Source organism: Pontibacter sp. GD13 (genome assembly GCF_058216355.1).
The window spans coordinates 243851-263426 of the sequence record NZ_JBYZMQ010000003.1 but is presented as its reverse complement, the minus strand read 5'-3'; the positions used below and the strand labels follow the sequence as shown (position 1 = coordinate 263426).

The window sequence follows — 19576 nt, the reverse complement described above, 5'->3', positions numbered from 1 at the left end:
ACCCTTCCATCTGGGCAAGGTAACCGACGGACTTGGGGCTGAAACACATAAAAAAAGCTCCGGCAGAAACTGCGGAGCCTTTCCAAACTATGAAAGCTAATGAGAATTTTATATCAATTTTTGATAATCCTGAATTCAGTCCGGCGGTTTAGCTGATGCTCCTCCTCAGAGCACTCCACCCCGTCGCTACAGTTGTTAACCAACCTTGTTTTGCCGTAGCCTTTGGCTGTTAGCCTGCTTCTGCTGATGCCCTGCGACACCAGGTAGTCTACTGCTGCCTTGGCCCTGCGCTCCGACAGTACCTTGTTGTAGTATTGTGTTTCGCGGCTATCGGTGTGGGCACTCAGCTCTACTTTTACCTGCGGGTTGTTCTTCAACACCTGTACCAACTCATCGAGGCCGGCAGCCGCATCAGCACGGATATTCCATTTATCCAGGTCGTAGTAAATATTTTCCAGCACAATGGCTTTATCCACCTCATTACTATCAAACAGCAGCGCAATTTGCACGGTGTCGCCTGCGGTGGCGGGTATCTGGGCACGGGTTTCCTGGGTCAGGTAGCCGTCTTTTCTGCCCACAACAGCGAAAGTGTCTCCCCGGCGAGCATCCATAACGTAACGCCCCTCTTCATCTGTCAAAACCACAGCGGAATCGTTTAGGTTCTCCTGCGAAACCACAAGTTGGGTTTTTGGGAGCGGTACTTCCGTTTTACGGTGCTGCGCGTCTTGTTTTCGCTCCAGCGTGGTCACCACTACCACTACCGGCTGGCGCAGCATTTTGAAGGCATAGATATCGTCCGTGCCGTTCTCAGCATCCCGGTTCGAAGAGAACAGCCCTTCGTCGCCTGCTTTGGTAAACATGATGCCATAGTCATTTTGTGGTGAGTTGATGGGTGCCCCCACATTCCGGACCTGTGTCCAGGCGGCATGCTGCCCTTCGGCTTCAAACACATCCAGGCCTCCAAAGCCTGCGTGTCCGTCAGAGGCAAAGTACAGCTTGCCGTTGGCATCCAGGTAAGGGAAGCTTTCGCGCCCGGCAGTATTTATGGCCGGGCCGGCATTTACAGGCTCTCCCCAGCTGCCATCAGCCTTGCGAACGGAATAGTAAATGTCTGTATCCCCCATGCCCCCTGGCATATCAGAGGCAAAATACAGTATCTGCCCATTTTTTGACAGGGCTGGGTGCCCAACCGAGTATGCATCCACATTATTGTAAATGAAGGGCTGGATATTGGTCCAGGCCGCTCCCTGTTTCTCTGCCGAGAATATCTCAAGCCGGTTAACGAACTCCTTTGCCTCCGGCTCCCGGGCCCAGCTGGTGGGGTCCGGATTCATCCTTTTGCGCAAAGGCACCATGTGGGTGCGCGTAAAGTATAGCGTGTTCCCCTCTTCGGCGGCTGAGGCGGTGGCATTGTGATAGTCTGAGTTGATCATCTCCTCCAGTGCTTTCGGGTTGCCCCAGTTGCCCTGTTCGTCCTGCTTTGCCGCAAATAATTGCAGGTAAGGCCTTCCCGTCCAGCCGTACACATCCGATTTTTTTATATCTGCCCCGGTTCCCCGGTCAGAGGTGAAAATGATCTCGTTGCCATGTTGCATCGGGCTGAAATCAGAGAAGCCCACGGCATTTATACTTTCAAGGGGCTTTACCTCGGCCACCAGGGGTTTTTGCTGCCAGCGTATGGCCCTGTCGCAGTCAGCTATCAGTTGCCTGGCCTGCGGGCCGTTGTCGGGCGTTTCGGTGGCCCACTGCGCGTATTGCTTTTTGGCCTCCTCGTATTTGCCATTGCCTCGCAGGGCCTCGGCGTAGAAGTATACGTTCTGCGGATCGCGCCCTGCCGTGTTCACAATCTGCTCATACCACTGCTCGGCCTGCTTGTTCTGGCGGGTGAGGCGGTAGGCATCGGCCATGCGCTGCAGGGTGTGCAGGTCGGGTTTGTTTTTCTGCACAGCCAGCTGGTAATTATCCAGGGCCAGGGCAAACGCATAGTTATCGAATTGCTTGTTGGCTTTACGCAGTTCCGATTGGGCCTGAGCCGCCGCGCCCAGGCCAAGCATGGCCGCCGTTACCAAGTATAAAAGTGTGCTTCTATAGTTCATCGCGTAAGGGGCTAAAGGTTAAAAATATTGCGGTGTGATGATCCTGGTATCTTTCTTCTTGAAGAAATAATACCCTACCGAGATTTCGTGCGTGTTAAAACCGCTCAGGCTATTCAGCATCTTGTCGTAAGCGTAGCCCAGGCGCAGCGATTTATGGATCTGCAACTCTGCAATCAAAGCGATGGCTGATCGCTTGTAGGCGTCTTCCATGTCTTGTTCACTGTTAAAAAGATTCATCGTGGTTCGGTACGAGCTTCCCAGCCACAGCCTGTCGGCTAAAAGCACAAAGGCGTTCAGGTCAACGTTGGCCGGGGCATGAAAATCCTCCTTTACCAACACGCTGGGCTTAAACTTCAGGAAGCTGCCCACATCAAACACATACCCTGAGGTAAAGTAATAATGGCGCTCCGGCCTGATCTGCTCCATATCCTTGAACTGAAGCAGATCTGAGGCAGAAAGTCCGGCATAAAAGCGCTCTGTGTGGTAATAGGCTCCCACCTTTACATCCGGCTTTATACTTGTATCCTTACCGGGCGGAATGGACGGGTCGTCTTCTATACCCAGTTCAACGCCATCCAGGGTGTGCTGCACCAGGCCGGGGGCCAGGCCAAAGCTCAGGGTACCGCGCTCGTTCACCTGTAGCTTCACCGCTATGTTGGCATAGGCCGACAACGAGGACTGCGCCCCTACTTGGTCGCGGACGATACCAAAGCCGACGCCCAGCTTGTTGTTGGCCGCGATGCCGTCAACGCTAAGTGACTGTGTGGTGGGTGCCCCCTCAATACCAGTCCACTGTGAACGATGGAAGGCATTGAGGTTGAGCACGTTCTTGCTACCCGTGTAAGCCGGGTTTATGTTCATGCTGTTAAAAATATACTGCGAGTACTGGGGGTTTTGCTGCGCCCTGACTCCAAAAGCGAGCAGCAGCAACAGGAGGGTATAAATTATTTTCATGGTAATGGGCTTTATCTGTTGATAAGAATATCTCTTAGCGGAAAATCGTAACGTACCCGGTAAATTCCTTTACAACACCATCGCACAGGGTTACTTTAACCACGTAGTAATAAGTGCCCTGTTCCAGTTTGTTGCCGTTCCAGTCGTTCTGATAGTTCGTTTTCTTGTACACTTCAGAGCCCCATCGGTTTACCACCACCACCTGGTTCTGCGGGTACTTTGTCAGGTTGTTTATCACCCAGGTGTCGTTTTTACCGTCGCCGTTCGGGCTAAAGGCCTTCGGGAACTCCAGTGCGCCGTCCAGCATCGAGGTGTCTATCGGCAGGCTGGATGCTGCGCTGGAGCAATTGCCGTTGTTAGCCACCACGCTTACCTCCCCAAAAGCATTCGGCTTGTCTGCCTTCACTGTGATCTCGGTTGTACCTTGCCCCGACACGATGGTGAAGCCGGCAGGTACCGTCCAGGTGTAGCCTGTGGCGCCTGTAACCGGAGCAGCGCTATACTTCAGGCCCGCACACAGGGAGCTCATATCGGTAATGCGGGTTACTGCTGCTGGGGCGGCGGTGATCTTCACGTTCAGGATGCTGGCCGTGCTGGTACCGCAGTCGTTGGCTGCTGTTACTTTCACCTCGCCGCCGGTGGCACCGGCATTGGCGGTAATGCTATAAGTGCCTTGTCCGCTCACGATGGTCCAACCGTCCGGCACGGTCCAGGTGTAGGTTTCCCCGCTGGTGAGCACGGTGATGCTGTAGACCAGGTTCTCACTGGCCGCGCAGGAAGCGTCTGGTCCGTCAATGGCTCCGGGTGCGTTTGGCGTGGTGAGGGGAGACACGGCTATACTTGCCGCTGCCCCTTTGCCGCAGGCGTTGGTGCCCGATACCGTGATGGCGCCTGCGCCGCTTCCGGCCACTACCTCGATGGTGTTGGAGCCTTGCCCGCTTCTGATCGTCCAGGTTTCCGGCACTGCCCAGGTATAGCCGGTGGCTCCGTCCAGGGCATCTACTCTGTAGGTCAGCACTGAGCCGATACAGCCATTGGAACTACCGGTTATGGTGAGGGGGGCCGGCGGCACATTGCTGATACTCAGGGCATACATAACTGCCGAACTGGAGCCACAGGCATTGTCGGCGGTTACCGAAATGTTGCCGGAAACTGTTCCGGCTGTTACCTTTATCGTTGTGGAGCCTTGGCCGCTTTCAATCGCCCAACCGGCCGGAACCGTCCAGGTGTAGCCTGTGGCCCCTGGCACAGCGGCAATGTTGTATGTTAAACCTGCGGTGTTGCCACAGGTGGCCGAAGGCCCGGAAATAGGGCCCGGTACAGCAGGAGGCGTGGTTGACGAAACTGCTTTGCTTATACCCGCACTGTCGCCGCATTTGTTCGTTGCTGCTACTGTTACAATGCCGGGCGTGTTGCCTACCGTTACGGTGATCGTTCCGGTACCCTGTCCGCCTGTAATGGTCCAGCCTGCCGGCACGGTCCAGGTATAGCCTTCAGCTCCGGCCGCACTGCCCGTAGTATAAGTTAAGGAGGTGCCCACACAACCGCTTGCCGGACCAGTGATAGCTAGCGGCGCCTGCGGTGGGGTGCTTACCGTAAGCGGCATTTCAGCTGGTGCACTGCTGCCACACTCGTTCACGGCAATCACGGTAACAGAGCCACCCGCCGTGCCCGCCTTCACCGTGATGCCGGTTGTACCCTGCCCGCTCACGATAGTCCAGCCGGCCGGAACCGTCCAGGTATACCTGTCTGCGCCGTCCACTGGGTTTACGGTATAGGTAAAGCCATCTTTGCCCGCACAGGCGTCTGCTGTTCCGGCTATCGCCCCCGGACTTGCTGGTTTCTCGTTTACTGCTACGCCTAATGCTGTACCTGTGCTGGCACCGCATGCGTTCTCTGCCACTACGGTAACATTCCCGGAACTGGCGCCTGCCCGAACCACAATGCTTGCCGTACCCTGCCCACTCACAATGGCCCAGCCAGCCGGAGCTGCCCAGGTATAGCCTGTGGCACCAGTTACGCCGGGCACCGTGTACGTAGCCTCATCGCCAGCGCAGAGTTTAACGTCGCCTGCTATACTTGCCGGGGCAACAGGAGGTGGGGTTATGCCGATCGCTATACTTGTTGCCGCACTTGTAAAGCATGCGTTACTGGTGCTTACGGTTAAAGTACCACCGTTTGCGCCTATGCTTACCACCACGCTTCTTCCATCCTGCCCGCTCACGATCTCCACATCGCCAGCAGCAGTCCAGGTATAGGCAGCGCCAGCAGGCCCCTCAGCCGTGTAAGTATGGCCGGTGGTATTGGCGCATACACTTGCCTCTCCAGCTATAGTTGGTGCAGCTGGCCTGGATGTGACTAAAACTTCTTTTTCAATGGTATAAGTTTTGCCGCACAGGTCTGTTACCGTAGCCTTCACCGTTCCGGATGCCGTGCCGATGTTTACAGTAATGGTGTTTCCTGTACGGGATACTTCGGTCAGGCCGCCTGTTACCTCAAAGGCATAGGTGGCGCCAAACACTTCGGACACGGTATAGGTTATGTTTTCGGCTTCGGCGCACGGTGAGGCATTGCCTGTCAGGCTAAGTGTGGGAGTGGCACAGGTGGGGTCAACTACTACGATATCTGTATTATCGCCGGGCACCGGGTCGGGGGTAGCGCTTCCTACCCCTGCGGTGTTCTCAATCTCGCCTGCCGCTATTATTCTGGCTTGTATGGTCAGCGTGGCTGTCTCGCCGTTCCCCAGGGTGCCAACGGTAAATGAGCCTGTAGCCGGATCGTAGCTGCCTTGGCTTACCGAAAAGCTGAGCAGTTCCAGCTTGCCTGACAACACCTCGTTCACAACGACATCCGTTGCTGCGTAAGGCCCTTTGTTCATTACCACAATGGTGTAAGTGATGGCATCGCCTACCACATAAGGCCCGGGACCAGCCATTTTAGTGAGGCTCACATCCGCTGACTCCACGGGCACATCCACAGGGTCTTCGCCGTCGTTGTTGCCGGGCTTTGGATCGGGGTTGCTGCCGCCAACGGATATTTTGTTCACGATTTCGCCTGCAGCGATGATCCTGAAGGTAAGTTTTAACTCTGCTGTCTCGTTTAGCTGCATCTCCCCGATCTTCCACTCCTGCGTAATGGGGTCGTAGGTGCCGCGGCTGGCGCTCTCTACCCGGACAAATTCGAGTTCAGGTGGAATTAGCTCGTGCACGACCACATTGTATGCCGTGCTGGGGCCGGCGTTGTTGGCCGTGATGGTGTAGGTAAGCTCATCGCCGATCAGGTAATTGCCCGCGGCGGCGGCTTTTGTCACATTCAGGTCGGCCAGTACTACGCTAGGCAAAAAAACGTTGTTCGTATTCAGGCTTACACCGCCTGCCAAAGCAATGGCCCTGCCGATCAGGTTTACACCCGGCTGCAGCGTAATGTCGCCCAAAGAGATGATGTTTCCCTGAAAGCTCGTGGAGTTGCCAAGGTTCACTTTCCCTTTCACGATCCAGAAAATATTCTGAGGCTGCGCCCCGTTCTGCAGCAATAAGCCCGTACCCAGGGCGGGCGGCGCAATGGAGGGTGTGGTCAGGTCGCCATCGATAATAAAAACAAACTGGGCGTTTACATCCCCGCCGGCATCCAGCACAATTATGCCATCCAGATCTACGGACCCACTGTTCCTGTAAACCCCCGGCGAACTTCCGTTTGCCACCAGTCCGGGGCCTGTAAAAGCAGGGCCCGCCTGGCCGCTGTAGTAGTCGTACACCGCGCGGGCGTCCTGCAACGCCTCCAGCGCGATAGACGAACCGATGTATTTGGTGCCGCGCACCAACAGCTGCCCGTTGTCGGTGTAAATGCCCAGTGGAGGCACGCCTAAGTCGCCGCTGACGCCGGTGTTTCCGGTGTTGCTTACGTAGCTGAACCCTAAAACAGCAAACATGGTGGACTTGCCAAGGCTTGGTGCCGATTGCGCTATACTTAGGGTGGTGGCAAGCAGGCAAAGGATGGATAGGAGTAAATATTTTTTCATATACTTTAAGCAAAGAAAAATAAGGGCGTGTTTTAATATCTAAAGATTCAAGTATAGATATAGAACATTTTGCTTTACTTAATTTCCACCTACAAGTTGTTTGTAATTGAAAACTTTATATTAAAATAAGTATATTATGTTAAAGATGTTTTAAAAGTTACATTTACTACAATTACCTAATATTCAGGCACATGTTGTTCATTAATGAATAAAGATACAATTCTTTGCACGCTTGTAATCAGGGCCAGAAACACGGCACCTTGTACCTGCTGCAAATGAACCCGCATAAGCCTCTTATTTTGCATTCCCCCATGATTTAATAAAGACAATCGCCCACAAAATACCCTTAGCAATAAGTGCAATTAAACAGAAAAGCCCTGCTACTAAGGTAAGTAACAGGGCTTCTTGATACAAAAAGTGCAAATCTTTACACGTGCACGTGCCGTTCTGCGTGGTACGATGACCGGACCAGCGGCCCGGACTCTACGTATTTCAGGCCTCTCTTCAGGCCCTCTTCCCGGTAATGGTCAAACAGATCAGGGTGGATAAACTCGGCTACTTCGATATGCAGCTTTGTGGGCTGCAGGTACTGCCCCAGGGTCAGGATGTCGCATCCGTTGGCCGCCAGGTCATCCAGGGCCTGGTATACCTGCTCGCGCGTTTCGCCCAGGCCCAGCATGATACCTGTTTTGGTACGCTTGCCATATTCCTTGGTGCGCCGGATCTGCTCCAGACTACGCTCATACTTGGCTTGCGGGCGCACACGGCGGTAAAGCTCTTTCACCGTTTCCATGTTATGCGACACCACTTCCTGGCCCGGCGAGATCATGGTGATCAGTGCTTCCCAGGTGCCTTTCACATCCGGGATCAGGGTTTCTATGGTGGTGGCCGGCGACATGAGCTTTACCTGCTTCACGGTATCATGCCAAATGGCAGCGCCACGGTCTTTTAGCTCATCGCGGTTAACAGAGGTAATAACAGCGTGCTTTACGCCCATCAATTGTATGGCTTCGGCTACGCGGCGCGGCTCGTCCTCGTCGAACTCGTTCGGGCGGCCCGTGGCCACTGCGCAGAAGGAGCAGCTGCGGGTACACACATTGCCTAGTATCATAAACGTAGCCGTACCAGCCCCCCAGCACTCGCCCATGTTGGGGCAGTTGCCGCTCTCGCAAATAGTGTGCAGCTTATACTCCTCTACTATGCTTCTTACTTTTGCGTACTCTTTGCCCACAGGCAACTTTACCCGAAGCCAGTTCGGTTTGCGGGGCTTGCCCAAAGCGTTCAGCCCCTCAGGTATCGCGTTAGGTTGAATAACCGGAAGTGTGATCAAATCGTCCATGGTGCAAAGATAGGATTTATGCGGTAAGAGTTCAGCCATCGGCTAAGATTTGTGCCTTAACCCTATGTGTAAACGGGTGGGCACGCTGCCTTAACAAAGCACCGCAAAGATTTGTTCGGGAGGGGGATTATTTACGGCGCCCGTAGTACAGGTTCAGGTAGACGGAGGTAAAAAGCTGTTCGTTCTCGGCCTGCGGGATGATGACGAGCTCCTTCGGGAACACTTCCACCACAAAGCCTACCTCGATACCGGCAATGCTTTCGCGGTAGCGGCCATACTCAAAGCTTAAGCCGCCTTTTACATGCACGCCCACGTTTACGTTAGCCTCTCCAAGGCCTTGCAAAAAGAAAACGCTTCCTTGTATGTTTTCCAGGTTGCGGTGTTTCTGAGGGTCATACTGCTCTGTGCGCACATCCGTGCCGCCTACGCCGCCGCCATAGTTGTACCGGATGTAATAAGGCACCAGCAAACCCAGCGACGGGCCAACGGCACCCACGGCGTTCACCTGCACACCCGACTCAGCGGCTTTTCGGAAAAGCACGACCTCGCGGCCATAGCGCGGGCGAACGACAAACAGGTAATTCTGTTTGCCTGCCACAAAAAAATCGCCTGTTTCATTACTGTAGAGACGGTTTTCTTTTGGATGCTTAACCTCCACGAGCTCTAGTTCGCCAAACTGGTAATTGTTCTGGGATTTTAAATAGGAAGAGCGCACAAACACGCCCCCGATCAGTCCCCCGTTAGAATTAAAGTTAATCCCGTAACTCAGTTCATTCTGGAAACTCTCCTCCTCCTCGTATTGAGCGAAGGCAGGCAAGGCCATTCCGAAAGTTAGAACCAGTGCAAGTGCGAGGTATCTGATCACCCTTTATTTTTTTATAGTTGTTATTAAAAGTAATTAAATTTACGTTGTATTCAAAACTATAGTTAAGGCCCTATGATAACCGTTAAAAGCTCCTATAAAGGCGACCTGCGTACCGCTGCTGTGCACGTGGCCTCCAACAACACCATTATCACCGATGCGCCGGTGGACAACAACGGAAAAGGCGAGGCTTTTTCTCCTACCGACCTGGTTTGTGCCGCTTTAGGCAGCTGCATGATGACCATTATGGGCATTGTAGCCAACCGCAGCAACATCGATATAGCAGGCATGGAGATCGAAACCATCAAGGTGATGGCCGCTGAGCCACGCCGTATTTCCGAGATCATTCTTAATTTCAGAATGCCTGCCAAAGCCTACAGTGCCAAGGAGAAAGCAATGCTGGAGAACGCTGCCCGCACCTGCCCTGTCGCCTTAAGCTTGCACCCGGACATAAAGCAAACGATCGCATTTCTGTATGAAGTATAACTTGTGGCGGCCTCGCAGTAACTAAACCTGCTAGGCCGTTACCTGCTTTTTAATGGCATCCACACTTATCCCCAGATGGGAGGCATCGTAGGTACACATGCCATCCTGCACCAGCAACAGCTGCGGCGACTGGTGGGTTACGTGCAGCACCTCTGCCACTTCTCTCGAAACAGGCCGGTAGCTGATCAGGTCCAGGAAGTAGGGCTTTACATGGTCCAGGCCCGCGTTATCCCATTGCCGCTCCAGGCGACTTTTGGCCGTGGAGCTAATGGAACAGGCGGTGCTATGCTTAAAAATCACGATCGGAGTATTTTTAGACTCCGCTATTACCTCATCGATCTGCTCAGTGCTTGTCAGGGGGTGCCAATTCATATTGTTATGCTTATTAGTCTAGTTATCAGATTTTTTTTGCCGCTTCTTCTCCTTCTTTTTCCAGAATAAGAAACGGTGTTTCTTTTCTGGTGCGGAGCCGGCACTGTAATGGTACTTCTCGCTTTTTATCCTGCTTCGGCCCGGTTCGCCTATCTTAAAATTATAAGCGCTCACATCGAGGTGCGTTGCTTTGTATGTGGCCTCTACGGTGTCAGCCTGTTTAACAAACTTCCTGCGCAGGTGTTTATGCTCTCCTTTTTTCTGGTAGCTTATCTGTGCAAGAGCAGGCGAAACCGCCATAAAGAGCAGGGCCGCCAACAACGCCAAATTCTTGCTGCACCTATGTATAAAAGCGTATAACATCCCAAACAAGCTTATGCCTGCTTAGTTATACTGATTTTTAAAAGGCTTGTTCGGCTACCAGAATTTAAGGCGGCTCTTCTTTTTAACACGTCCGTTTTTATCGAGTGCCACAGTGGTTGTCTGCAGGGCCTGGCCGTTCTTCCCTTTTACCTCCACGGGTTTCCCGCTGCTGCCGATCTTAGGGCAGCGTATAACGCCCTTGTGCTGGCAACTGCCGGTTACCCCAAAAAACAAGGCCATGAGCGGTAATAGAAAAAGGCTTCGTCTAAATTTCATATCACCGTTCACGTGCGCGGAGTTTTGTTATCAATAAGACAGCATCAGGTCTACTTTGTCGCGAAGCCGCTGCCTTGGCAGAAAGTCCTGCTCCAATGGCGGCGCAAACGGCACGGCTGTGTCCAGGCTGGCCACGCGTGCCACCGGGGCATCCAGCAGCTCAAAGCAATGCTCGCTTATCCAGGCGGCAATCTCTCCGCCAATGCCACCGGTCAGGGTGTCTTCGTGCAGGATGATCACCCGGCCCGTTTTTTCAACGGCTGCGCGCACGGCTTCTTTATCCCAGGGCAGCAGCGAGCGCAGGTCCAGGATCTCCAGGCTAGCATCGGTTAGCTCCTGCTGCAGTTGCTTTGCCCAGTGTACCCCCATGCCATACGTAATGATGGTCAGGTCTGTTCCCTCGGTCACGGTCCTGGCCTTGCCTATCTCTATAGTATAATAATCGTCCGGTACCTCCTGAGAAATGGAACGGTAAAGCATTTTGTGCTCAAAGTACATCACCGGGTTCGGATCCTCGATGGCGGCGTTCAGTAAGCCTTTAGCATCGTAAGGCGAGGAGGGATAAACCACTTTCAGGCCCGGCGTATGGAAAAACCAGGCTTCGTTGCTCTGCGAGTGGAAAGGTCCCGCCGCCGATCCTGCGCCGGTCGGCATGCGCACCACCACATCGGCTTGCTGCCCCCAGCGGTAGTGGCTCTTGGCCAGGTTATTCACAATCTGGCTGAAGCCTGCGCTTACGAAGTCGGCAAACTGCATCTCCACCATACTTTTCTGCCCTCGTACCGATAGTCCCAGGCCCACACCCAGTATGGCTGACTCGCACAAGGGCGTGTTGCGGACGCGCTTTTTACCGAACTTATCCACAAAGCCCTCCGTCACTTTAAACACACCGCCATAGTCGGCTATGTCCTGGCCCATCAGCACCAGTTCCGGGTAACGCTCCATGCTTTGGCGAAGCCCATCCGAGATGGCATCCACAAAGCGCTTTTCGGTTTTAGAGTCCGACGCGGGCCTGATCACCTCCTGGTTGAACGGGCGGTACATGTCCTCTATCTCCTGCGCACGGTTTACCTCCGGCATGGGTGTTTCGAAGGCTGTGTTCAGCCCTTCCTCGATCTCTGCCTTCAGTTCCGCTTTTATACCTTCCATGGTCTTCTGTGTCAGCACCAGCCCTTCCAGCAGGTACTTCTCAAAGTTCTCCACAGGGTCTTTCTTGGCCCATTTCTCAAACAGCTCCTGCGGCACATACTTCGTTCCGCTGGCCTCTTCGTGGCCACGCATCCGGAACGTGATCGCCTCTATCAGCATGGGCCTTGGGTTCTTGCGCATGCTGATGGCCGCCTGCCGTACCGTGTCGTACACTTCCAGGATGTTGTTGCCGTCTACCTGCAGGGCATCGATGCCATAGGCTGGGCCTTTATCGATAAACTGGTTAAACTTGAACTGCTCGCTGCTTGGCGTGGAAAGGCCATAGCCGTTATTCTCGATCATGAAAATAACCGGGAGGCCCCACACGGCCGCCACGTTCAGGGCCTCATGGAAATCGCCTTCGCTGGCACCGCCGTCACCGCTGAACACCAGCGTTACCCTCTCCTTGTTTTCCAGCAGGTCGGCCAGTGCAATGCCGTCGGCAACAGCCAGCTGCGGCCCCAGGTGCGAGATCATGCCGACAATGTGGTGCTCGTTGCTGCCAAAGTGAAAAGAGCGGTCCCTGCCTTTGGTAAAGCCCGTTGTCTTGCCCTGAAACTGGGCGAAGAGCCTGTCGAGGGGCACGTTCCGGCTGGTGAAAACACCCAGGTTCCGGTGCAGCGGCAAAATATACTCGTCCTGATCGAGCGCCAGGGCCGAGCCGACTGAGATGGCCTCCTGGCCGATACCGGAGAACCACTTGCTTACCTTACCCTGTCGCAGGAGCACCAGCATGCGCTCCTCGATCATGCGTGGCTTCAATATAGCCCTGTATAAGGCTAACAGTTCGTCGTCGGTATACTCTTTGCGGTTATAGTTCATCTTAAAAAAGGAAAACCTCGTTATGGATGGGCAAGTTAATATATTAAGCGTAGCCCTGAAAATACGCAGCTAATTTATACTTTTGTCTGATCTTTTGATGAAAGACTTTTAGACAAAAGACAGAGGACTGCTATAACCCCTGTCATCAGGCTATAGTATATCCTAAAGTCCTTTGCCTGCTTTCTTATGCCTTTGAAAAAATATGATACAGTTTAAAGAATTTACCCTCGACAACGGTTTGCGCGTGATCGTGCACGAAGATCATACTTCCCCGATGGCCGTACTGAACGTGCTCTACGACGTAGGTTCCCGCGACGAGGACGAGGCCCACACCGGCTTTGCACACCTGTTCGAGCACCTGATGTTCAGCGGGTCTATCAACATCCACAGCTACGACGAGCCCTTGCAGCGCGTAGGTGGCGAGAACAACGCCTTTACCAGTCCCGACATCACCAACTATTACCTTTCTGTGCCCGCACAGAACATAGAAACAGGCTTCTGGCTGGAGTCGGATAGAATGATGGAGCTGCTTTTTAACGAGAACGGCCTGGAGGTGCAGCGAAAGGTAGTGGTGGAGGAGTTTAAGCAGAATTACCTGAACCAGCCTTACGGGGATGTGTGGCTGAAGCTGCGCCCTTTGGCTTACCAGGAGCACCCGTACAGATGGGCCACCATCGGCAAGGAGATCGCCCACATCGAGGACGCCACCATGGATGAGGTGAAGGCCTTTTTCAGGAAACACTACTCCCCGAGCAACGCCATACTGGTAGTGGCTGGCAACGTAACGTTTGACCACGCCAAAGAACTGACGGAAAAGTGGTTCGGGCCCATACCCGCCGGAGAGAAGTACACGCGCCAGATACCCGCAGAGCCCAGGCAAACGGTACCGCGCGTTCTGGAAACCAGCGCCGATGTGCCGCTTAGTGCCATTTACAAAGCCTACCACATGCCCGGCAGAACCGAGGAGGCGTATTATGCAGCCGACCTGGTGAGCGATATACTGGGTAGGGGCAAATCAAGCAGGCTATACGACAAACTGGTAAAGGAGCAGAAGCTGTTCAACTCGATCACAGCTTCCGTGTCGGGCTCTATAGAACCCGGCCTGCTGATGATACAGGGCAAACTGAACGAGGGCGTGGACCTGCAGGAAGCCAACGCTGCCATCGAGGCTATTAACCAGGAGCTGATGGATAACCTGGTGGGGGAGCATGAGCTGAACAAGGTAAAAAACCAGGCAGAGACCTCGATCGTGTTTTCAGAGATTGAGCTGCTTAACCGCGCCATGAACCTGGCCTACGGCAAACTGCTGGGCGATGCCAATTTTGTGAACACCGAAGGAGAGAAACTGCAAGCTGTTACCCCCGCAGATATTCAGCGCAGTGCCCAACAGGTGCTGGACCCCAACAACTGCAGCACCCTGCTTTACAAAGCCGAGAAGAAAGCAGCCGCCGTAGAAGCGTAAATTCTTTTGATCTCTACTTTAACCTATACTTGAAAAAGCGGCCCTCCAGCCGCTTTTTCGGTTTCAGGCACCCCGCGTGCCTCAGGCAAAAGCGCTATAGGTTACTTTACTTAGGGCCATTGATGCGTTCAAACCTGACCCTAACCACCAATTTTCCAGTAGCGCCAGGTTGCAGTTCACTTTGTTTATACAAGGCTGGGAATTGATTCGGGTAAGGCTAAACTATGCCCTTGCATGCTACCGCGTAATAATAGAACTGAACTTTTAACGCGTAACATTTGTATATACAAACAAGGTGCATATATTTGCACGCCTTAATACGGACGCATGCGCATAGAAGACGAAATACATCAGGTAGAATTTAAAGACGATTACCGTCGCCTGCTGACAAACCTGTTGTTTACCAACAACTGGGTGAATCAGCAACTGATGCCGTTCTTCAAAAAACTTGGCCTTACCCTGCAGCAGCATAACGTGCTAAGCATCATCCGTGGTCAGTATCCTGAGCCTGTGTGCTTCGGCGACATCCAGAACCGCATGGTAGACCGCAACTCCAACGTCACGCGCCTGATCGACAAATTGATCGAGAAAGGCTTCGTCACCCGCGACATTTGCGCCGCTAACAGGCGAATGATCGAGGTGCGCATCACGGAAAAGGGCATGCAGAAACTACAACAGGTAGACGCCAGTTTCCCGGGCCTTTTCGCCAGTTTCCATAACCTTTCGAGCCAGGAGGCTGTTTTGGTTAGTAACCTGCTGGATAAACTCAGGGGATAACTATTTTTTTAACATAATATTTGTATAAACAAATAATGTATAGACTTTAATTATGAAAGATATAACCATAAAAGGAGCCAAAATTCCCGCCCTTGGCTTCGGCACGTTTCAGCTTGAGAATGAGACGGCTTATGAAATGACAAAGGCTGCCCTGAGCGAAGGCTACCGCCACATAGACACGGCACAGATCTACGGAAACGAAGAAGGCGTGGGCCGTGCCATTCAGGAAGCAGGCCCCGCCAGAGAGGAGGTTTTCCTGACCACCAAGGTATTTCGGGAAAGCCTGTACAAGAAGAACTTCCTGCCGTCGGTGGAGGAGAGCCTTAAAAAACTAAAAACCGACCAGGTGGACCTCCTGCTGATCCATTGGCCCAACGCGAACGTGCCTGTGGAAGAGTACATGCAGGAACTGATGAAAGCCCAGGAAAAAGGCTACACCAGGCATATCGGCGTTAGCAACCACCCCACGCAGCTACTGGACAAAGTGTTGGCAACGGGCGCCGATATCATCACAAACCAGGTAGAGTATCATCCGCTCATCAACCAAACCAAGCTGTACAATTACCTGCTGGAGCATAACCTCACCCTTACTGCCTATAGCCCTATTGCGCAGGGCCAGGTAGTGGGCAACGAAACCCTGAAAAACATCGGCGATAAGTATGGCAAAAACGAGGTGCAGGTAACACTGCGCTGGATGATGCAGCAGGAAAGCGTACTGGCCATCCCGAGAACATCCAAATTAAGCCACCTGAAATCTAACATCAGCATTTTCGACTTTGAGCTGACGCTGGAGGAGATGCAGCAGATTGATGAGCTTAAAAAAGCGAACACCCGCGTGGTGAACCCGCCTTTCGCCCCGCAATGGGATTGAATTTAACTTTTAAACACTGAAATAATAATTAATTGAACAGGGTGGAAGGCCGCCTGGTACTATTTACAGCCGCCGGCCTTTACGCTTACATCTATAACTGATATAACTGAATAAAATGACACAAGCACTTTTAAAACCCATAGCACTACACGATTTAGAACTGGATAACCGGGTGATCATGGCCCCCATGACACGCAGCCGCGCCGCCAACGAGGGCAATGTGCCCACCGACCTGATGGCCACTTATTACAGACAGCGCGCAGGCGCCGGGCTGATCATCTCGGAAGGCTCGCAGGTATCGCAGCAGGCGGTAGGGTACATTAATACGCCCGGCATTTATACGCAGGAGCAGGTAGAGGGCTGGAAGAAGATCACGAAGGCCGTGCACGCCGAAGGCGGTAAGATTTTTCTGCAGCTATGGCACGTAGGCCGCATGTCGCACCCTGATTTCCACGACGGCGCACTACCCGTGGCCCCTTCGGCCATCAACCCGAACGAGAAATCGTTTACCAAAGAGGGGTTTAAGGATACGGTGACGCCACGCGCCCTTACCTTGGATGAGATCAAGCAGACGGTGCAGGACTTTAAGAACGCGGCTCAGAACGCCATAGCGGCTGATTTTGACGGAGTGGAAATACACGCGTCCAACGGCTACCTGTTGCACCAGTTTTTTGCCTCTACCTCCAACACACGCACCGATGCCTATGGCGGCTCGATAGAGAACCGTGCCCGCATACTTTTTGAGATACTCGATGCCATAAAGGAAGTAGTGCCGACAGAGAAAGTAGGTGTACGCCTGAACCCAAGCTTGCACGGCGTGTTCGGCATGACCCTGAATGAGGATACCATTCCGACGTTCGATTACATCGTGGAAAACCTGAACAAGTATAACCTGGCCTACCTGCACCTGTCAGAGCCTTTTACCGATGTCAGCGACCTGCCGCATGCCGAGCCACACATTGCCAAGCACTACCGCCCGCTTTATAAAGGCAACCTGATCATTAATGCCGGCTTTACACAGGAAAAAGGTAACAAGGTAATAGCCGAAGGTGATGCCGACATGGTGGCTTTCGGCGTGCCGTTTATCGCCAACCCTGACCTGCCGGAGCGTTTCGAGCAGAATGCAGCGCTGCAGCAACCAGACAAAGACACCTTTTACACGCCTGGCGCCAAAGGCTATGTCGATTATCCTTCCCTGGCAGAGGTGGAGGCCTAAGCCACCAACTCTTTTATATAAACAAAGCCAAAGCCAGTTGCCTACGGGTAGCTGGCTTTGGCTTTATAGGTACTTCTCAGCTGCCCATAAAGCATAAAACGGCAAAAAAGGCGGCGGCTGCTAACACACAATCGTAATTTTAAATTAGATTTACTTTTTATACCCTCCGCCCGCAAGCGGTGAAAAGGCTTTTACTTAAGCGCGCTTACATGAAACTTAAAATAAGAACCGGCTTCGGCTACGATGTGCACCAGTTGCAGGAAGGACTCGATTTTTGGTTGGGCGGCATCAAGATCCCGCACACACACGGGGCCCTGGGCCACTCCGATGCCGATGTCTTGATCCATGTTATCTGCGATGCCCTGCTCGGCGCGGCCAACATGCGCGACATTGGCTTCCACTTCTCCGACAAAGACCCACAGTACAAGGGCATCGACAGCAAGATACTGCTGAAAGAAGTGGTGCATCTTTTATCCCGGGAAGGCTATGAGATCGGCAACATCGACACGACGGTTTGCCTGCAGGAGCCCAAGGTAAACCCACATATCCCGGCCATGAAAGCCTGCCTGGCAGAAGTGATGGGAATTCCGGCGCACGATCTCTCCATTAAGGCAACCACCACTGAACACCTGGGCTTTGTGGGGAAAAAAGAAGGCGTGGCCGCTTTTGCAACTGTTCTTATCGTAAAGCAGTAAAATAGGGCCTTAACAGCCCGTAAAGCCCGTCACCTCATTTGCCATAATCTGATTCACTCTAATCTTTAAATCTAAATTTTAACTTACCTGCTCCAATTATGAGACATAATGTCTACGCTTACCTGCTGCTGGCTTCCCTCGGATTCGGCTGCTCCAAAACACCTTCCGTTAGCAAAGAACCAGTAACCGACGCTACGAAGCTGCGCGAAGCTGCACCCAAGTATGCGGCGACCGTAACAGCCGCCGACCTTTCCAAGCACCTGCACATACTGGCCTCGGATGAGTACGAAGGTCGTAACACCGGTGAGAAAGGTCAGAAAATGGCAGCTGCCTACATTTCGCGTGAGTTCCGTGAGGATGGCCTGATGGGCCCGGTGAAGGGCAACGCCACCAACCCCTACTACCAAACCTTCGACCTGGAGAAAAGCCAGTGGGGTGACGGGTACATGACCATCGGGTCAGAAAAATTCCTGATGATGCAGGATTTCTTTGTGCTGGGCAGCAGCTCGCCTTTCCAGACAGAGCAAGCCGCAGACCTTGTTTTTGCTGGATATGGCATCGATGATGAGAAATACTCCGATTATAACACCTTGGATGTAAAAAACAAAGTAGTGGTGGTGTTGGCAGGGGAGCCTAAAGGGCCCAATGGCAACTACCTGATCAGCGGCACCGAAAAAGCCTCGGACTGGGGGAATGACTACCGCTCTAAGCGGAATGCCGCCACCAAGCGCGGCGCTAAGGCAGTCCTGATCGTGACAGGCACCAGCCAGGATGAGTTCAACAGCCTCACCCAACGCTATAAAGCGTATGCCACACGTCCTTCTATCGGCATAAAAAGCAGTGGCGAACCAACCGCTACCCCTGTTTTCATCTCGCCGGTGGCCGGCGCCGCCCTCTTAGGCACCACCACCGATAAGCTGTTCGACTATGGCAACATGGTGGCAAAAGCAGGTAAGCCTGTGGCAGCAACTTTCAAGGCAGCCAAAGATGTCAGGATCAAAACAGAGCGTAAGTCAGACCCGCTCCCGACGGAGAATGTGCTGGGCTTTATAGAAGGCTCTGATAAGAAGGATGAAGTGGTAGTGGTATCGGCTCATTATGACCACGTTGGCATGGACACCACGCGCCAGGGCGACCAGATTTACAACGGCGCCAACGATGACGGCTCCGGCACGGTAGCGGTTATTGAACTGGCAGAGGCATTTGCCCAGGCAAAAAAGGATGGTTTCGGGCCGCGCCGCAGCATGCTGTTCCTAACGGTTACAGGCGAGGAGAAGGGTTTGCTGGGATCAGAGTACTACTCTGAAAACCCTGTTTTCCCGCTAGAGAACACCGTGGCAGACATCAACATCGACATGATCGGGCGCATGGACACTGACCATGAGAAAACCAACGACAGCAATTATATCTATGTGATAGGGGCGGACAAGCTTTCTTCGGAACTGCACCAGATAAACGAGGAGATGAACCAGAAGTACGTGAACCTGAAGCTGGATTATACTTACAACGACGAGAACGATCCGAACCGCTTTTACTACCGCTCTGATCATTATAACTTCGCCAAACATGGCATTCCGATCGTGTTTTACTTCAACGGTGTGCATGCAGACTACCACCAGCCCTCCGACGAAGTAGACAAGATCCTTTTTGACAGTGCTGAGAAAGTAGCGCGTCTGGCCTTCTACGTAGCCTGGGAAGTGGCAAACCGCGACAACCGCATTGTAGTGGACAGCCACAAGAAGTAAGCACGTTGCATGTTTAGGGTTGCGTTTAGGAGCC

The 19576-nt window shown here is 53.1% G+C and carries 16 protein-coding genes; 7 read left to right on the top strand and 9 right to left on the bottom strand.

What is annotated here, in order from left to right:
- Positions 1-113: 113 nt before the first annotated feature.
- The 5 genes from AC4BAN_RS07555 to AC4BAN_RS07535 form a co-directional block, all read right to left on the bottom strand.
- Positions 114-2096 (bottom strand): OmpA family protein, encoded by a 1983-nt coding sequence (locus AC4BAN_RS07555; RefSeq protein WP_490563783.1) that lies wholly within the window; start codon positions 2094-2096, stop codon positions 114-116.
- 18 nt (positions 2097-2114) lie between these two features.
- Positions 2115-3050, bottom strand: coding sequence for a PorP/SprF family type IX secretion system membrane protein (locus tag AC4BAN_RS07550; protein ID WP_490563782.1), 936 nt, complete (start codon positions 3048-3050; stop codon positions 2115-2117).
- Between the two features lie 34 nt (positions 3051-3084).
- A complete protein-coding gene (locus AC4BAN_RS07545) occupies positions 3085-7068 on the bottom strand; it encodes an ice-binding family protein (RefSeq protein WP_490563781.1) in 3984 nt (1327 codons plus the stop codon).
- 427 nt (positions 7069-7495) lie between these two features.
- A complete protein-coding gene (gene lipA, locus AC4BAN_RS07540; protein WP_490563789.1) occupies positions 7496-8398 on the bottom strand; it encodes a lipoyl synthase in 903 nt (300 codons plus the stop codon).
- Positions 8399-8534: 136 nt separating this feature from the next.
- On the bottom strand, positions 8535-9272 hold the full coding sequence (locus tag AC4BAN_RS07535) for a hypothetical protein (protein WP_490563780.1): 738 nt from the start codon (positions 9270-9272) through the stop codon (positions 8535-8537).
- Between the two features lie 72 nt (positions 9273-9344).
- On the opposite strand from AC4BAN_RS07535, the gene AC4BAN_RS07530 reads away from it, so the two are divergent.
- Positions 9345-9755: an OsmC family protein gene (locus AC4BAN_RS07530; protein ID WP_490563779.1), complete on the top strand. Its 411-nt coding sequence runs from the start codon at positions 9345-9347 to the stop codon at positions 9753-9755.
- A gap of 30 nt (positions 9756-9785) precedes the next feature.
- Here the strand turns inward: AC4BAN_RS07530 and ytxJ are convergent, their stop codons facing one another.
- The 4 genes from ytxJ to AC4BAN_RS07510 form a co-directional block, all read right to left on the bottom strand.
- On the bottom strand, positions 9786-10127 hold the full coding sequence (gene ytxJ, locus AC4BAN_RS07525) for a bacillithiol system redox-active protein YtxJ (RefSeq protein WP_490563778.1): 342 nt from the start codon (positions 10125-10127) through the stop codon (positions 9786-9788).
- Between the two features lie 18 nt (positions 10128-10145).
- Entirely contained in the window at positions 10146-10454 is a 309-nt protein-coding gene (locus AC4BAN_RS07520) for a hypothetical protein (protein WP_490563777.1), read from the bottom strand.
- 90 nt (positions 10455-10544) lie between these two features.
- The gene (locus tag AC4BAN_RS07515; RefSeq protein ID WP_490563776.1) at positions 10545-10766 is read right to left on the bottom strand and encodes a hypothetical protein; all 222 of its coding nucleotides are present in this window, start codon (positions 10764-10766) and stop codon (positions 10545-10547) included.
- 30 nt (positions 10767-10796) lie between these two features.
- The gene (locus AC4BAN_RS07510; RefSeq protein ID WP_490563775.1) at positions 10797-12776 is read right to left on the bottom strand and encodes an alpha-ketoacid dehydrogenase subunit alpha/beta; all 1980 of its coding nucleotides are present in this window, start codon (positions 12774-12776) and stop codon (positions 10797-10799) included.
- A gap of 202 nt (positions 12777-12978) precedes the next feature.
- Between AC4BAN_RS07510 and AC4BAN_RS07505 the strand changes: the two genes are divergently transcribed.
- From AC4BAN_RS07505 to AC4BAN_RS07480, 6 genes are all read left to right on the top strand, one after another.
- Positions 12979-14238 carry a M16 family metallopeptidase gene (locus tag AC4BAN_RS07505; protein ID WP_490563774.1) on the top strand — a complete coding sequence of 420 codons (1260 nt, stop codon included), beginning with the start codon at positions 12979-12981 and terminating at the stop codon, positions 14236-14238.
- Positions 14239-14565: 327 nt separating this feature from the next.
- On the top strand, positions 14566-15015 hold the full coding sequence (locus AC4BAN_RS07500) for a MarR family winged helix-turn-helix transcriptional regulator (RefSeq protein WP_490563773.1): 450 nt from the start codon (positions 14566-14568) through the stop codon (positions 15013-15015).
- A 52-nt stretch (positions 15016-15067) separates the two neighbouring features.
- On the top strand, positions 15068-15886 hold the full coding sequence (locus AC4BAN_RS07495) for an aldo/keto reductase (protein ID WP_490563772.1): 819 nt from the start codon (positions 15068-15070) through the stop codon (positions 15884-15886).
- A 115-nt stretch (positions 15887-16001) separates the two neighbouring features.
- On the top strand, positions 16002-17102 hold the full coding sequence (locus AC4BAN_RS07490; protein ID WP_490563771.1) for an alkene reductase: 1101 nt from the start codon (positions 16002-16004) through the stop codon (positions 17100-17102).
- Positions 17103-17311: 209 nt separating this feature from the next.
- The gene (ispF, locus tag AC4BAN_RS07485; RefSeq protein ID WP_490563770.1) at positions 17312-17797 is read left to right on the top strand and encodes a 2-C-methyl-D-erythritol 2,4-cyclodiphosphate synthase; all 486 of its coding nucleotides are present in this window, start codon (positions 17312-17314) and stop codon (positions 17795-17797) included.
- 98 nt (positions 17798-17895) lie between these two features.
- On the top strand, positions 17896-19542 hold the full coding sequence (locus AC4BAN_RS07480) for a M28 family peptidase (protein WP_490563769.1): 1647 nt from the start codon (positions 17896-17898) through the stop codon (positions 19540-19542).
- Positions 19543-19576 lie beyond the last annotated feature (34 nt).

Excerpts from the sequence above, each read along its gene's own strand:
- AC4BAN_RS07505 (WP_490563774.1), top strand. The coding sequence starts at position 12,979 with ATGATACAGTTTAAAGAATTTACCCTCGACAACGGTTTGCGCGTGATC.
- AC4BAN_RS07545 (WP_490563781.1), bottom strand. The coding sequence starts at position 7,068 with ATGAAAAAATATTTACTCCTATCCATCCTTTGCCTGCTTGCCACCACC.
- AC4BAN_RS07490 (WP_490563771.1), top strand. The coding sequence starts at position 16,002 with ATGACACAAGCACTTTTAAAACCCATAGCACTACACGATTTAGAACTG.
- AC4BAN_RS07480 (WP_490563769.1), top strand. The coding sequence starts at position 17,896 with ATGAGACATAATGTCTACGCTTACCTGCTGCTGGCTTCCCTCGGATTC.
- AC4BAN_RS07555 (WP_490563783.1), bottom strand. The coding sequence starts at position 2,096 with ATGAACTATAGAAGCACACTTTTATACTTGGTAACGGCGGCCATGCTT.
- AC4BAN_RS07495 (WP_490563772.1), top strand. The coding sequence starts at position 15,068 with ATGAAAGATATAACCATAAAAGGAGCCAAAATTCCCGCCCTTGGCTTC.
- ytxJ (WP_490563778.1), bottom strand. The coding sequence starts at position 10,127 with ATGAATTGGCACCCCCTGACAAGCACTGAGCAGATCGATGAGGTAATA.
- AC4BAN_RS07550 (WP_490563782.1), bottom strand. The coding sequence starts at position 3,050 with ATGAAAATAATTTATACCCTCCTGTTGCTGCTGCTCGCTTTTGGAGTC.
- AC4BAN_RS07510 (WP_490563775.1), bottom strand. The coding sequence starts at position 12,776 with ATGAACTATAACCGCAAAGAGTATACCGACGACGAACTGTTAGCCTTA.
- AC4BAN_RS07515 (WP_490563776.1), bottom strand. The coding sequence starts at position 10,766 with ATGAAATTTAGACGAAGCCTTTTTCTATTACCGCTCATGGCCTTGTTT.
- AC4BAN_RS07500 (WP_490563773.1), top strand. The coding sequence starts at position 14,566 with ATGCGCATAGAAGACGAAATACATCAGGTAGAATTTAAAGACGATTAC.
- ispF (WP_490563770.1), top strand. The coding sequence starts at position 17,312 with ATGAAACTTAAAATAAGAACCGGCTTCGGCTACGATGTGCACCAGTTG.
- AC4BAN_RS07530 (WP_490563779.1), top strand. The coding sequence starts at position 9,345 with ATGATAACCGTTAAAAGCTCCTATAAAGGCGACCTGCGTACCGCTGCT.